Source organism: Arcicella rigui (assembly GCF_034929435.1).
Taxonomy (GTDB): domain Bacteria; phylum Bacteroidota; class Bacteroidia; order Cytophagales; family Spirosomataceae; genus Arcicella; species Arcicella rigui.
This window is the reverse complement of the sequence record NZ_JAYFUM010000001.1, coordinates 196,312-210,783: the sequence shown is the minus strand read 5'-3', so window position 1 is coordinate 210,783 and position 14,472 is coordinate 196,312. Positions and strand designations below refer to the sequence as shown.

Here is a 14,472-nt window from a genome sequence, read left to right as displayed (position 1 = left end):
TTATTTCATGAATTTATACTATCAATAAAATGAAAAAATCATTGCTTAGTCTTTGCTTATTGCTGACTTGCCTCGTAGGTTTTTCTCAGAAAAAAGCGAAAAAAAACAATTCATCAACGCCTCAAACGATTGTGAAAGCTCGTCGTTTGGAAGTATTGTTTCTTGGTGATAACGGTCATCATAAACCCATCGACCGTGTTCCAACTTTGATGGAAGCACTTGGAAATAAAGGCATCAACATTACTTATACAGATAAATTAGAAGACATCAATACTGCTAATTTGAATAAGTATGATGCACTAATGATTTATGCCAATTGGGACGAAATCACTCCAGATGCTGAAAAAGCCATCTTGGCTTATGTGGCTTCTGGCAAAGGTATTTTACCTATCCACTGTGCTTCTTATTGCTTTAGAAATTCTGCCGAATATGTTAAAATGGTAGGTGGACAGTTCTGGAGACACACAATGGATACGATTCAAGCGAACATTGTTCAGGCACAACACCCTATTTTAAAAAGTATTACAGGTATCAAAGCCTTCGATGAAACGTATTTACACAGTCAGTTACAAGCAGATAACAATGTTTTGATGACTCGTGATATTAAAGCTGACCAAACTAAAGACCGACCAGACTCTAAAACCGAACCTTATACTTGGACTCGTCAGTACGGAAAAGGAAAAGTATTTTATACTGCCTACGGACACGACGAACATACTTGGACGAATCCAGATTTCTTAAAAATGCTTGAAAATGCCATCGTATGGTCGGTAGATGAACAAGCACAGGCTGCTCATGCAGCACTTCATCCAGAAGCATTTTCTTATAGTCCAGCAAAATTACCCAATTACGAAAAACGCCCAGACCCACAATTATTACAAGCGGCACTTTCGCCCGAAGAATCGCTCAAACATATACAAGTACCTGTTGATTTTAATTTAGAAGTATTCGCTCACGAACCAAACGTGATGCACCCGATTGCCATGTCTTGGGACGAGCGTGGTCGTTTGTACGTTTTGATTACAAAAGATTATCCAAACGAACGCAAAGAAACAGGCGGAAGCGATTATATTTTGATTTGTGAAGATACCGACAAAGACGGTAAAGCAGATAAATTCACTCGTTTTGCTGAAGGCTTGAGTATTCCTACAGGTTTGGTTTTTGCCAATGGCGGCGTAATTGTAGCACAAGCACCGCACATGTTGTTTTTGAAAGATACCGACGGCGACGATAAAGCCGACGAAAAGAAAATCTTATTCTCGGGCTTTGGTACTTTTGATACACACGCTGGGCCATCCAACTTACATTATGGTTTTGATAACTGGATTTGGGGTTCTTTGGGTTATGCAGGTTTTCAAGGAAAATTTGCCGAAAAAGATTCAGTAAAATTCGGTCAAGGCTTTTTTAGATTCAAACCTGATGGCTCAGATTTTGAACATATCACTACTACTTCAAACAATACTTGGGGTTTTGCATTCAACGAAACTGGCGATGTTTTTGGCTCAACCGCTAATAATTCACATGGCTGGTACATGGCTATTCCGCACAGAAATATCCTTTCGCCAACTGCTACAAACGGTAGCCGAAGTACAGATACGCACAAAGACATGAAAACTATTACACCAAGAATCCGTCAAGTTGACGTTTTTGGTGGATACACGGCGGCAGCAGGACATAATTTCTATACTGCAAGAGCTTTTCCTAAAAAATATTGGAATCAAATCGCTTTTGTTTGTGAACCAACAGGACACGTAGTTCATCAAAACGTAATGACCAAAAACGGAACAGATTACAGTGACGTTGAAGGCTTCAACCTTTTGGCAGGAGCTGACGAATGGGTTTCTCCAGTTTTTGCAGAAGTAGGCCCAGACGGTGCTGTATGGATTGCCGATTGGTACTCATTCATCATTCAGCACAATCCAAAACCAGATGGCTTTGAAATGGGCGAAGGTAATGCTTATGAAACCGATTTAAGAAATTTTACGCATGGTAGAATTTATAGAGTAAGTGCGAAAGATGCACCAAACTACACGCCTTTGAGTTTATCAAAAGACCGTCCACAAGAATTGGTAGCTGCTCTTAAAAACTCGAATATGTTCTGGAGAATGAACGCACAACGTTTGTTAGTAGAACGTGGACAAAAAGACGTAGTGCCAGCATTGATTGAACTGACCAAAGACCAATCTTTAGACGAAGCAGGGATTAATCCAAGTGTCATTCATGCACTTCGTACCTTAGAAGGTTTGGGCGTATTGAACGATGCAGAAGTACAAAAAGCTTTAATCGCTTCTTTGTCGCATCCATGTGCGGGCGTTCGTAAAACGGCAGTTCAATTATTGCCACGCAATGAAGCTTCTATCAAAGTATTGTTAGAAAAAAATGTATTGAATGATAAAGAACCTCTGGTGGTTTTGAATACGCTTTTAGCTTTCTCTGAAATGCCTTTAACGGCTGAATCCGAAAAAGCACTGTTGGCACGTATGGAACAATCAACAGAAATCAACGACCGTTGGTTGCCTGATGCTTTCGCTTCGGTATTGACAAGTCACAAACAAGTTTTGTTGAAAAAGTATTTACAGATTCTTACTAAAAATACTTCGCCAGTAAAAGCTAAAACCGAAGAAATGCCTGCTCATCACGACCACGCTGCCATGATGAAAGAAGAAAAAGCTACGGCTGTTTCGGCAAGTAATAAGCCTGATTTAGTGATTAGCAAAATCAACTTCACACCTGCAAATCCAGCAGTACTTGAGCCTGTGAGTTTCAATATTGAAGTGAAAAATCAAGGCGGAGTAGCCATTCCAAAAGGAGAAGTAATCAACCTAAATGTTAGAATTGAAGGCGTAGGTAGAAAATTTGATTTAGTAAGTCATACTTTCAACGGCGGTATTCCTGCTAACGAAAGCGTAAAAATTACTAATTACAACAATGGTGCTTGGACAAATAATTTCGGTTTGAGCTCAGACATGGCTGGGACTTATACCATTTCTGTTGAAGTAGATAAAGCTAATTCAATCGCAGAAGAGAACGAAAGAAACAATGCTTACAGCCAAAAAATAACGTTCAATGTTCCGAAAAGTATGTCAACTTTTGCGATGGAAAAAGCCATAAAAGGTTATACCAATGTTAGTAGTCCTGATTCAGTTATTGCTTTATTGAAATTAAGTCAGCAATTGGATGAAACAAATGCTTCGGCGGTCATCAAAGGCATTGCCGACGGTTGGAATTATAGAAAGAAAGTACAAATTAAAGAGAGCGATAAAGTATTCTTGGCGAGTTTAAACCAAAAACTAACGCCCGACAACAAAGCCAAATTAGCACGCTTATTCCAATTATGGGAGGTGAAATCAGAGGAAGTTGCCGACCCAAATAAAGTGGTAATTGTGATAAAATCTGTAAAAGAAGCCATGAAGTACGACAAAAAGGAATTCACGGTAAAAGCGGGAACGAAAGTAGAATTAGTCTTTGAAAACCCAGATGCGATGCAACATAATTTGGTGATTGGCAAACCGAAATCTTTAGAAATCATCGGGAAAGCCGCCAACAAAATGATTACGCAAAAGGATGCTTTAGAGAAAAACTATGTACCAAACATTCCTCAAATCATCGCTTCAACGCCTTTGGTGAACCCTGAGGAATCGTACAAATTAAACTTCACTGTACCCGAACAAATAGGCGACTATCCATTTGTTTGTACTTTCCCAGGTCACTGGAGTATTATGAACGGAATAATGAAAGTAATAAAATAGACAGTTTTTGATTGTAAAGAAAGCCAAACCTCCGCAAAATTTTGCGGAGGTTTTTTGTTGGTACAATACTTAAAATCTTAGGTTTGGCATCTATACCAAACCACAAACAACAAGAAAAGCCTCTTTGTAACGAGTACAAAGAGGCTTTTCAAAATATCTTAAAGTATTATAAACTTAAAGTACCTTTACGAGCAGCGTCAACTAAAGAAGCTTCTAATCCTTTTTTGTTGATTGTACGGATAGCTTTCGCTGAAACTTTCAACTGAACCCATACACCTTCTGATTCTAAGAAAAATTTCTTAGTGTGTAAGTTTGGGAAAAATTTACGCTTAGTTTTATTGTTAGCGTGAGAAACGTTATTTCCTACTTGTGTTTTTCTTCCTGTTAATTGACAAACCTTCGCCATGATAAAATTCTTTTATTTGTTATGTAAAATCGCAAAAATTGCGATGTAATAGACTTGATTTCCAGTGTTTTCCGAAACGGAATGCAAAATTATGAAATTTTTATTAATCTTACAATTAATTACAGAAATAATATTTAATGTTTTAACACAAAAAAAGCTGAACAATAATTATTTAAAATAATTCATTCAATTTATTCGTCCTTAGACAAGTAAAGTTTGTATTTTTGTTCAATCCTAACCGCCATGTTTTATCATGTTCAAAAAGTTTGCAATTTCTCTCTTATGGCTCATTAGTCCTCCTTTGTGTATCTACACACTTTTCACTTATTTACTTGCTTATACGCTTTTTTTTGAACATTGGTTAGCCGGATTCATCATGATGAGCTTGCCTATGGCCATGCTTGGCTGTGTTTTACTGGCTATTTCGTGGCTCTTTGTCCGTCCTTCAAAAATGATTCTTCCTATTATTGTACTTTTAATTGGTTATCCTTTTATCCGCAGAACAGTTGGCTTTCATTTCAAAAGCGAAGAAAAAGAAAATACTTTCAGAATACTTTCATATAATGTTTATGGCTTTCATCATAGTGATTTTTGGACTGACAAAAGCCCAAAAATGAAAGCTACAATCAAACAATCCATAGATTACTCCGTAAATACAAAAGCTGAAATTAAGTGCCTTCAAGAGTATTATAATATGAAATCTACGCCTCGATTCAGTACTTTAGATTCATTAAGAAAAGACAATCCATACTATGCTCTAATCAGTCCTTGGGGGCCAGAAAGAGTTTTTTCTTTGGGTATTTTTTCTAAGTATCCCATCATTCAAACAAAAAAAAGCACTTTCGGGAGTTTGAATGGTAATGGCTACATTATGGCTGATATTGCTCGGAAAAATGATACAATTCGAGTTATTAACATCCAATTACAGTCGATGGGTATAAGAGTAGGAAGAGTAGTAACAGACATTAAGGAAAATGCCTTTAACAAAGCCGAAAATCAAGCTAAAGACATTTACTATCAACTAAAAAATGGTTTTATCAGTCATTCTAAAGAAATAAAAATGGTTGAAAAGCTCATTGATAATAGTCCATACCCTGTATTTGTTTGCGGCGACTTCAACGAAACGCCTTATGGAAATGCTTATGGAAATATCAGAGATAGGCTAAATAATGCTTTTGAAGAAGCTGGTAATGGTTTTGGGTTTACGCTTAATCGTAGCCCAAAATTTGTAAGAATAGACAATCAATTTTGTAGTGAATCTATTGAGGTATTAAATTTTGAAACTCACAGACATATTCCTTATTCAGACCATTTCCCAACGCTGGGTACTTATCGAATAAAAAAATAGGCTTACTCAGAATTTATCTTGAAACTTACCCATTCGATTTTGCTTAAAATCTCGACGAGCTTTTATCAAATATTTAATAAGTTCTTTGGTATTTCTCCCATAAAAAACTCCTTTTTCAAGATGCGACATTGCACAGCCGTCAATGTCTTTCATTACCTTTCTATCAAAATCTTTATACTTTTCTTGTAAATAAAGATTATTACGATAGATGTAATAACACCTTAAAGCAGAGTGTAATTCCTTGTATTTCTTTACTAAAAACATAGTCTTGATTGAGGCTCGATGCACCATTTTTCCTAATTCATGTTGCAAAAAAATATTCATCAACTGAATCACAGAAAAGCCTTTTGTTTTTGCCCTTAAACAATACTCTACATCTACGGCATCAATAAATAAAGCTTCATCAAACTGTCCAATCACGGGGTATAATTTCAAATTCAACATAGTGCCAGAAGTAATCATCGAATTCACTTCTTTTTCTATAACTGTACTACTCGATACTTGCTTGTTTCTACCATAATTTGTTCCGAAAAGAGCCACATTAGTACAATCTGGATATTTTTTGATACAATCAATATAGAGTTGTAAGGCATTTTCGTCAAAAGAAGAATCTTGGTCCATCATCAATAGCCAATCAAAACCATCTTCAACAGCTTTTTGTGCTGCCTGATTTAGCCTTTCAGCAATACCTCTGTTTTGAGTATCGTGATAATATTGAATTTTTGAATCTTTCAAGAGAGCCTCCTCAATTGTACTTTGCTCACCTTCTGTATTATCAAAAACAAATACTTTTTCTACTGCCGAAGAATAGCTCTGAATATTTTGAAGCGTATTATTTGCTGGATGATACAAGATAACCGTAGCTGCAATTTTCATAAGTCTGAGGTATAAAAAAGGCTTGGAGACCTTCGTTTCCAAGCCTTTATATTTTTAAAATTGCAATTAAAACGATTTTGCAATATTTGTGAATTCACGTGATTTTAAAGAAGCACCACCAATCAAACCGCCATCAACATCTGGACAAGCGAATAATTCAGGAGCATTTTTTTCATTACAACTTCCACCGTAAAGAATAGAAATGCTATCTGCTACTTCTTGACCGTATTTTGAAGCCAAATGAGCTCTCAAATAAGCGTGCATTTCTTGTGCTTGTTCAGAAGAAGCTGTTAAACCTGTTCCGATAGCCCAAATTGGTTCATAAGCAATTACTACTTTCAATAATTCTTCTGCTGAAAGATGGAAAAGGCTGTCTGTCAACTGAGAAGCTACGAATGCAAGGAATTCGCCACCCTGACGTAGTTCTAAAGGCTCACCACAGCAGAAAATTGGCGTTAGACCATTTTCAAGAACAATATTTACTTTCTCAGCCAATTGCTCATTCGTTTCTTTGAAATACTCACGGCGTTCAGAGTGACCAAGAATTACGTGTGTAACACCGATTGACTTCAACATTGATGCAGAAATTTCACCTGTATAAGCACCCGAAGCTTTGTTTGAACAGTTTTGAGCAGCAATACCAATATTAGCAACTGGCTCGGTATATTTTTGTAAAGTAGATAAATAAATCGCTGGCGGAGCAATAATTACTTGCACATCAGTATTTACTTCGTCTTTTACCATGTTTACAACTTCTGAAGCCAAAATCAAGGCTTCTTCTGCCGTTTTATTCATTTTCCAGTTACCTGCTACAATTTGCTTTCTCATTGATTTTTTGATTAATTATTATTGATATTTTTAGATAATTTGCTAAAAAAACTTCCCTCCTACTTTCCACTACTTATTCTAAAGCGATTAATGCTTTCGAGAACTTTAACATTTGCTAAAATCTGTACTTTTTCACGAACAAACATTAACATTTTAATAGTATTTCTTTGGAAAATGATAATTTTTACACTACATTAGAGTAAGAAATCTCTTATCATACCATGAAACTCTTTTGGCCTAAAATATTATTGTTCAGCACTTTACCACTGACAGGGTATTGCCAAGAATCTTTGAGTGCATCTGAACAAGCTATCGTTAGTATTTCTCCAGAAAATACTTTGAAATATTCTTCTTCTAAAAAGATAAAAGTAAAACCCATAGAAGAAGAAAAATTTGGATTTCAGCTAATAAAAAAGCGGAAACTCACTCGCATTCCTTTTGAACTTCATGCGAATTTAGTGATTATACCCCTCAAAATCAATAATTCTGATACTTTACGTTTCATTTTGGATACTGGTGTTAGTAGCGTTTTACTTACCGACCCCAAGATTGCCAAAGCCCTCAATATGAAATTTAGCAGAAATGTAAAAATTGCAGGTGCAGGCATTGGCGAAGATATTGAGGCCGGAATCGTATTAGATAATACCATAAGAATGGAGGCGATGATTGGTTATCGACAAAACATTGTGGTTTTGAAAAATGATTTTCTAAAACTAAGCGAGTTTGTCGGCAAGCCCATTCATGGAATTATTGGGTATGATTTATTCAATCGTTTTGTGGTAACTATTGATTTTCTGATGAATGAATTAATTCTCGAAAATCCTGAACACTATAAGTACAAGCCTTCAAAAGGTGAACGTTTTCCGATTTCGATAGAAGAAAATAAACCCTACTTATCGGCTGTTGAATTAGTGAATGGCGAAAAAAGTGTTCCGATGAAAGTACTTTTAGATACTGGTGCTGGACACGCAATTTCTATCGAAGCCAACAAAAAATATAACATTCAATTGCCAAGTAAACTAATTAAAGCTCAACTTGGAAGAGGCTTGAGTGGCATTATCAATGGCAATCTTGGGCGAATACCCAAATTAAGATTTGGCAAATTTGAATTAAATAACGTCGTAGCATCATTTCCCGATAGTTCGTCTTATCGTTTAAGACCTACTATTTATGCTGAACGACAAGGAAATATTGGTTGCGAATTTCTGAGGAGATTCAAGGTTACTTTCAATTACCACGATAATTATGTGGTTTTGAAACCTATCAACAAAAAGATGAAAGAGCCGTTTGAACACAATATGAGTGGTATGGAATTGATGGCAGGCGGAGCAGATTACCACGATTTTCTGATTGAAAGAATCATTGAAAATTCACCTGCTCAGGATGCTGGGCTTCAACAAGGCGACAAAGTAATATTCATCAATAATCGTTCTTCAAAAGAAATTTCTATCAGTGAAATCTATAAACTCTTTCAAAAAGGCGAAGGAAAACCGATTAATTTGGTAGTAAAAAGAGGAAAAGAGGTAATTATTACGACGGTTAATTTAAAAAGATTAATATAAAAAAGTCGCTCATCGAAATTCGATGAGCGACTAAAACTTAAACCAAAACTATATTTATTATTTTTCGATACGCCCATCCAACAACTCAATGATTCTGCTTCCATAAGTAGCATTTTTTTCAGAGTGAGTTACTTGTATAATGGTTACGCCTTCTTCGTTCAATGTCTTAAACAATTCCATAATTTCCTGTCCTTGTTTTGAATTCAAATTACCCGTTGGTTCATCTGCCAAAATCAAATTAGGTTTTGTGATAATGGCACGAGCAATACCTACTAACTGTTGTTGTCCGCCAGAAAGTTGGTTGGGAAACAAATCCTTCTTCCCTACAATATTGAATCTATCCAAAATATCAGCCACCATAGATTTCCGTTCGGACGAACTAAAACCGTGATAAAGTAGAGGCGTTTCGATATTTTCATAGACCGTCAGTTCATCAATTAAATGATAAGCCTGAAACACAAAACCGATATGTTTCTTATATAATTCTGCCCTTTGCTTCTCTTTAATTTTCAATACATTTTCACCCATAAATGTATAAGTACCTTCATTAGGCTCATCCATCATGCCCAAAATATGCAAAAGCGTAGATTTACCCGAACCCGACGGCCCCATAATAGAGACAAATTCACCTTGCTGAATCGAAAGACTGATGTCTCTTAACACAAAAGCACGATTTGCTCCTGAATTATACCAACGAAAAATATTATTGAGTTCTAACATATCAATAGATTGAGGGAAAGTTTTTTGAATAATAGAAATGACAAAAACAAAACCAAAAAAATCAAACACTTAGTTATGAGACACTTAGGCAATCTGTCCAGAAAGGCAATTGTCCGAAAACGAACACTTTTTGTACGATTACGAACAAATGAGTACTTAAATGATTTAATTTTTGAGACACAGATTCAGTAAAAATTCAAATGGATTGAAACTGAATAAACAGATTTTATCTTGATAGCTCTGAATAGCCATACGAGCTTATCGAATTAATTTGCTAAATAAAAATACGTAAAACAATCCATCTATACTATATTTCCACAAATAGAAATACATTTAAACAATTGATTATCAAATATTTAAAACTAAAACCAAATAAGTAAAGTACTCAATCTCTAAATTCCTTTTTGTCCTTTGCCTTGCAAACTATACCTTTACGATAAATTTAAGGAAGTACTGTATTTTTATAACTTTGATTACTATTAAATATAGTAATTTCACAAAAAAACTGATTTTTACAAACCAAATATTTATCTGAAATGAGTGTACTTGTTAACAAAAACTCAAAAATAATCGTACAAGGCTTTACTGGGTCTGAAGGTTCATTCCACGCTCAGCAAATGATCGAATATGGTACTAATGTAGTTGGTGGTGTAACACCAGGAAAAGGTGGTTCAACCCATCTCGACCGTCCAGTTTTTAATACTGTTGCAGAAGCAGTAGAAAAAGCAGGAGCTGATACTTCAATCATTTTTGTACCACCTGCTTTTGCTGCTGATGCAATTATGGAAGCTGCTGATGCAGGTATCAAAGTGATTATTTGTATCACAGAAGGTATTCCAACCAAAGACATGATTTATGCTAAGGAATACATTCAGAATAAAGATTGTCGTTTAATTGGGCCAAACTGCCCAGGTGTAATGACTGCTGGCGAATGTAAAGTAGGTATCATGCCAGGATTTATTTTCACACAAGGTAAAATTGGTATCGTATCAAAATCAGGTACTTTAACCTACGAAGCCGTTGACCAATTAACAAAAGCTGGTTTAGGACAAACTACTGCGATTGGTATCGGTGGAGACCCTATCATCGGAACAACTACTAAAGAAGCAGTTGAATTGTTGATGAACGACCCAGAAACTGAAGGTATTGTAATGATTGGTGAAATCGGTGGCGGTATGGAAGCTGAGGCTGCTCAGTGGATTAAAGCTGACGGTAACAGAAAACCAGTAGTTGGTTTCATCGCTGGTCAAACTGCACCAAAAGGTCGTAGAATGGGTCATGCTGGTGCTATCATCGGTGGTGCAGACGATACTGCTGCTGCTAAAATGGCTATTATGGAATCTTGCGGAATCCATGTAGTACACTCTCCGGCTGACATTGGTGCTACGATGTTAAAAGCATTAGGATTGTAGTATGAGTTTCAATAGATTATTGGTGGTTTTTTTCTAATTTTGCACAAAACTATCAAGAATTGAAATTTCTCATCCAAAATATTGTTAAGCAAAATCCAGCACGGTTCTTGAAATCATGCTGGATTTTGTGTTTAGAAAAACACTTGTTTACGCTACTTGTTACAAGTGTTTTGTATTGCTTTCCACAAAGTACTCAAGCCAAAGATACTGTTGGTCCAAACAATGCCTTTTATTTAGTGCATGATTATAAAGATGACTGGCAAGTATTTGATGAACGCTACAAAGCCTATGTTCCTTATGTACGTGAACAGCACAAAAATTATAATTCATTCAGTTTATTTTTTGATACTGAAAACTACAAAACCTACAAGCTCCTTTATTATTCTTCCAAAGAGAATTACTTATTTATTGACGCTTCTCTTCAGAAAAAACTTCCTGTCAATCAATGGGTAGTCTTGGATGTTGACAGCCTTCAAAGTGTCTATAAAAAAACAAAACTGTTTTTAACCATTTATGGCACAAATACCAACCTTGAGGAAATCTTAGTTTATACAGGTAATAAAATCTCGAAAAGTCAAAAAGTAATTGAACTTTCAGAATCACTCCTTACAATTATTCCACGTGATGCTTCGCCTTTTCAAAATTTCTTTGTGATAGGTTTGCTACTCTTAGCTTGTGTTTATGCGTTTTTATATAATTATCAACCTAAATCTTTTGAGCGATTTTTCAGTGTTAAAGATTTATTAACAATAAGTATTCGGGACGATTCTTTTGTCGTAAACAAACCTTTCGACTTTGGGAATTTGCTTTTTGTTATCAACCTAAGTATCACTTTGGGTTTTATTTTTATGTTGATTCGCCATACCGACACAGATTTATTTTCGGCAAGTAACATTCTTCAAGACGGCGATACTTTTGGTACGCTATTAACCAACTTTTTAGAAATTACCGCCATAATTTTTACAGCATTCATTTTCAAGTATGTTTCATTAGCAGTACTTTCAAATCTTTACAGGCTTGATAAAATCATTAATGTCCATTTTTTTAAAATAATTCAGTCGTCGAGTATCTTTTTTTTATTAGTACTTATATTACTGACAATCAGCACAATTTCAATTCCAGAGATAACTCAAAATGCAGATAAATACTTGTTCTTACCAATTTCATTATTTTTTGTGAGTCGTTTAGCCCTCCTGTACTTTACGATAAATAAGATGACCTCATTAAAAAATCTGTATTTATTTTCGTACCTTTGCATCGTTGAATTAATACCTCTGATAATTGGCATTCGTTTTGCCATTTAAAGAAGCATAATTAATCCATTTTAAATGTATAAATGACCCTCATTGGTTCATTTCAATAGCCCAAAAATTAATCCAATCAAGTTTAACTGCATTGAGCATGAGCGAAATAACTTTAACCGCACATCCAGACAGATTAACCAAAGTAACCAGCATTTTAGTTACGCAAGCACGCCCAACAGACGAGAAATCGCCATATTTTGAGTTGGAAAGAAGATACGACATTAAAGTAGATTTTCGTCCATTTATTGATATTCAAGGCGTTGCTTTTAAGGACTTTCGGAAGCAAAAAATTAATATTCTTGATCATACTGCCATTATTTTTACAAGCCGTAATGCCGTAGATCATTTTTTCCGTATTTGTAAAGAAGCACGTATTGAAGTACCTGTTGATATGAAGTACTTCTGTATTACTGAACAAACGGCTAATTATTTACAGAAATACATTACCATTCGTAAGCGTAAAATATTTACTGGAACAAAGACTGCTGCTGACTTACTGGAGTTAATCAAAAAGCACAAAACTGAAAAGTTTTTATTCCCTTGTTCGGACAAACGCCGTAATGACATCCCTGAATTTATGGGTACAAACGATTTGCACCTAACAGAGGCAGTAATGTATGAAACGGTTTCTTCTGATTTATCAGATTTAGAAAGTGTTTTCTACGATGTTATTGCATTCTTTAGTCCGTCTGGTATTAAATCATTGTTTCAGAATTTTCCAGAATTCAAACAAAACAAAACTCGTATTGCCGCTTTCGGACCAACTACCGCTAAGGCAGTTATTGACGCAGGTTTAATTTTGGATATTCAAGCTCCGCTACCAAATGCTCCATCTATGACGGGTGCATTGGAACTTTATATCAAAAAGGCAAATAGTTTATAGACATAATTTCAAGAAGTTTATATACCCATGAGTTCAAAAAGCTCATGGGTATCTTTTTTTTAGCCAATCTTTACAACAATTAGTAATAAATTATCGTTAGAAATGTCTGAGATGTATATTTTTGGCGAATATTAAATAAATGTTGCTTAGATTTGAAATTCCAGTACCATTTATACATATCTGTACTAACAAACGACTATGCGAAAGAATTTACAATTTTTTATCATAATTCTACTGCTAACAGCAAATTGGTCTGTTTTTGGGCAACAAGACGCACAATTGAGCCAATATATGTTTAATCCATTATACATCAACCCTGCCGCCGCAGGTACTGATGGAGTAATGCGTTTCCAGTTACATTACCGTAATCAATGGTCGGGCTATCAAACTACTTATGATGGTTCTGGTTCATTAGGCACACAAATTTTTACGGCTTCCTTGCCACTCAATGGACTTCACAGTGGTTTAGGTATTCAGTTTTTGAATGATAAGACTCCTTCTGGAAGCGGTTACCAAAATATGTTACTATCCTATTCCTATCAAATTGGTTTATCAAATGGTTCAGTTATTTCATTAGGGGTTAAAGGTGGATTTCATACCAAAACATTTGATTCTCGTTTCAGAGCAGGCGAAAGTGGTGACCCCATTGTAGATGCTGTTTCAAAAACAATCAATGAAACCAAGCCAGATTTATCTTTTGGGCTTCTCTACAAAGCAGAAAACTATCAGATTGGTGTTAGCTTGAATCATGCCAATACACCCAAATATGGTTTTGGCGTAAGCAGAACAAATGAATATGCCTTGAAACAAATATTAAACATTACCGCAAGTTATGACTATTACTTGTCTGATGAAGTAAAGGTAAGCCCAACAGCATTATGGAGAAGTGATTTCACTTCAAGTAGCTTAGAAGGTGGGGCAATCGTTACTTATTCAGAGAAATATTGGTTGGGTGGTACTTATCGCTTAAATGATGCGGGTATTGTTATTGCAGGAATTTCAATGTTGAGGGGCAATGCACTTCGTTTGGGATATTCGTTAGATTTAACAACAGTTGGCAATATCGCAAAAGCTCCAACTTCACACGAGATTTTATTGAGTTATGCACTTCCTGCTCCTAAATTATTCGGAGGTAAAAAGACGCCAGTACGTACACCAAGATTTAGACACTAAAATAAAACAAAGAAAAATACGAAGCTTTCAAAACACAATTTGACAATAGCTTTACTTAGAAAAAAAATATTAACTTTGTTTTTGTTTTACTATACTATTGGTACAATTGATGTCGTTTTTAAAAAGATTTAACAATTATTATCGTATATTTTCGATAAAAACCACAATAATTGATTTTCTTTAGCAATTAATCATCACATTTTATCATAGC

The 14,472-nt window shown here is 35.3% G+C and carries 11 protein-coding genes; 7 read left to right on the top strand and 4 right to left on the bottom strand.

Annotation, left to right across the window (positions count from 1 at the left end; translation table 11 throughout):
• The first annotated feature begins 29 nt into the window (after nt 1–29).
• Nucleotides 30–3,749 (top strand): PVC-type heme-binding CxxCH protein, encoded by a 3,720-nt coding sequence (locus VB248_RS00970; RefSeq protein ID WP_323294860.1) that lies wholly within the window; start codon nt 30–32, stop codon nt 3,747–3,749.
• Nucleotides 3,750–3,915: 166 nt separating this feature from the next.
• On the opposite strand, the gene rpmB is transcribed toward VB248_RS00970, so the two are convergent.
• Complete coding sequence (gene rpmB / locus VB248_RS00965) at nt 3,916–4,155, bottom strand: 50S ribosomal protein L28 (protein ID WP_323294859.1); 240 nt, start codon at nt 4,153–4,155, stop codon at nt 3,916–3,918.
• Between the two features lie 451 nt (nt 4,156–4,606).
• Here rpmB and VB248_RS00960 point away from each other — a divergent pair, with 451 nt between their 5' ends.
• On the top strand, nt 4,607–5,503 hold the full coding sequence (locus tag VB248_RS00960; protein ID WP_323294858.1) for an endonuclease/exonuclease/phosphatase family protein: 897 nt from the start codon (nt 4,607–4,609) through the stop codon (nt 5,501–5,503).
• 6 nt (nt 5,504–5,509) lie between these two features.
• Here the strand turns inward: VB248_RS00960 and VB248_RS00955 are convergent, their stop codons facing one another.
• Both VB248_RS00955 and tpiA read right to left on the bottom strand, forming a co-directional pair.
• Entirely contained in the window at nt 5,510–6,379 is an 870-nt protein-coding gene (locus VB248_RS00955) for a glycosyltransferase (protein WP_323294857.1), read from the bottom strand.
• Nucleotides 6,380–6,445: 66 nt separating this feature from the next.
• Nucleotides 6,446–7,207, bottom strand: a complete 762-nt coding sequence (gene tpiA / locus VB248_RS00950; protein WP_323294856.1) for a triose-phosphate isomerase — start codon at nt 7,205–7,207, stop codon at nt 6,446–6,448.
• A gap of 221 nt (nt 7,208–7,428) precedes the next feature.
• On the opposite strand from tpiA, the gene VB248_RS00945 reads away from it, so the two are divergent.
• Nucleotides 7,429–8,769 carry an aspartyl protease family protein gene (locus tag VB248_RS00945; RefSeq protein ID WP_323294855.1) on the top strand — a complete coding sequence of 447 codons (1,341 nt, stop codon included), beginning with the start codon at nt 7,429–7,431 and terminating at the stop codon, nt 8,767–8,769.
• 57 nt (nt 8,770–8,826) lie between these two features.
• Here VB248_RS00945 and VB248_RS00940 read toward each other — a convergent pair whose 3' ends face one another.
• Nucleotides 8,827–9,489, bottom strand: coding sequence for an ABC transporter ATP-binding protein (locus tag VB248_RS00940; RefSeq protein ID WP_323294854.1), 663 nt, complete (start codon nt 9,487–9,489; stop codon nt 8,827–8,829).
• A 536-nt stretch (nt 9,490–10,025) separates the two neighbouring features.
• Between VB248_RS00940 and sucD the strand changes: the two genes are divergently transcribed.
• The 4 genes from sucD (at nt 10,026) to VB248_RS00920 (ending at nt 14,261) form a co-directional block, all read left to right on the top strand.
• Nucleotides 10,026–10,901, top strand: coding sequence for a succinate--CoA ligase subunit alpha (gene sucD / locus VB248_RS00935; RefSeq protein WP_323294853.1), 876 nt, complete (start codon nt 10,026–10,028; stop codon nt 10,899–10,901).
• Between the two features lie 59 nt (nt 10,902–10,960).
• Entirely contained in the window at nt 10,961–12,205 is a 1,245-nt protein-coding gene (locus VB248_RS00930) for a DUF4271 domain-containing protein (protein WP_323294852.1), read from the top strand.
• Between the two features lie 97 nt (nt 12,206–12,302).
• Nucleotides 12,303–13,088 carry a uroporphyrinogen-III synthase gene (locus tag VB248_RS00925; protein WP_323294851.1) on the top strand — a complete coding sequence of 262 codons (786 nt, stop codon included), beginning with the start codon at nt 12,303–12,305 and terminating at the stop codon, nt 13,086–13,088.
• A gap of 198 nt (nt 13,089–13,286) precedes the next feature.
• Entirely contained in the window at nt 13,287–14,261 is a 975-nt protein-coding gene (locus VB248_RS00920) for a PorP/SprF family type IX secretion system membrane protein (protein WP_323294850.1), read from the top strand.
• Nucleotides 14,262–14,472 lie beyond the last annotated feature (211 nt).

What these genes read in the sequence shown, in the direction of transcription:
- VB248_RS00945 (WP_323294855.1), top strand. Translation starts at nt 7,429, where the DNA reads ATGAAACTCTTTTGGCCTAAAATATTATTGTTCAGCACTTTACCACTG.
- VB248_RS00970 (WP_323294860.1), top strand. Translation starts at nt 30, where the DNA reads ATGAAAAAATCATTGCTTAGTCTTTGCTTATTGCTGACTTGCCTCGTA.
- tpiA (WP_323294856.1), bottom strand. Translation starts at nt 7,207, where the DNA reads ATGAGAAAGCAAATTGTAGCAGGTAACTGGAAAATGAATAAAACGGCA.
- VB248_RS00925 (WP_323294851.1), top strand. Translation starts at nt 12,303, where the DNA reads ATGAGCGAAATAACTTTAACCGCACATCCAGACAGATTAACCAAAGTA.
- VB248_RS00920 (WP_323294850.1), top strand. Translation starts at nt 13,287, where the DNA reads ATGCGAAAGAATTTACAATTTTTTATCATAATTCTACTGCTAACAGCA.
- VB248_RS00955 (WP_323294857.1), bottom strand. Translation starts at nt 6,379, where the DNA reads ATGAAAATTGCAGCTACGGTTATCTTGTATCATCCAGCAAATAATACG.
- rpmB (WP_323294859.1), bottom strand. Translation starts at nt 4,155, where the DNA reads ATGGCGAAGGTTTGTCAATTAACAGGAAGAAAAACACAAGTAGGAAAT.
- VB248_RS00960 (WP_323294858.1), top strand. Translation starts at nt 4,607, where the DNA reads ATGATTCTTCCTATTATTGTACTTTTAATTGGTTATCCTTTTATCCGC.
- VB248_RS00940 (WP_323294854.1), bottom strand. Translation starts at nt 9,489, where the DNA reads ATGTTAGAACTCAATAATATTTTTCGTTGGTATAATTCAGGAGCAAAT.
- sucD (WP_323294853.1), top strand. Translation starts at nt 10,026, where the DNA reads ATGAGTGTACTTGTTAACAAAAACTCAAAAATAATCGTACAAGGCTTT.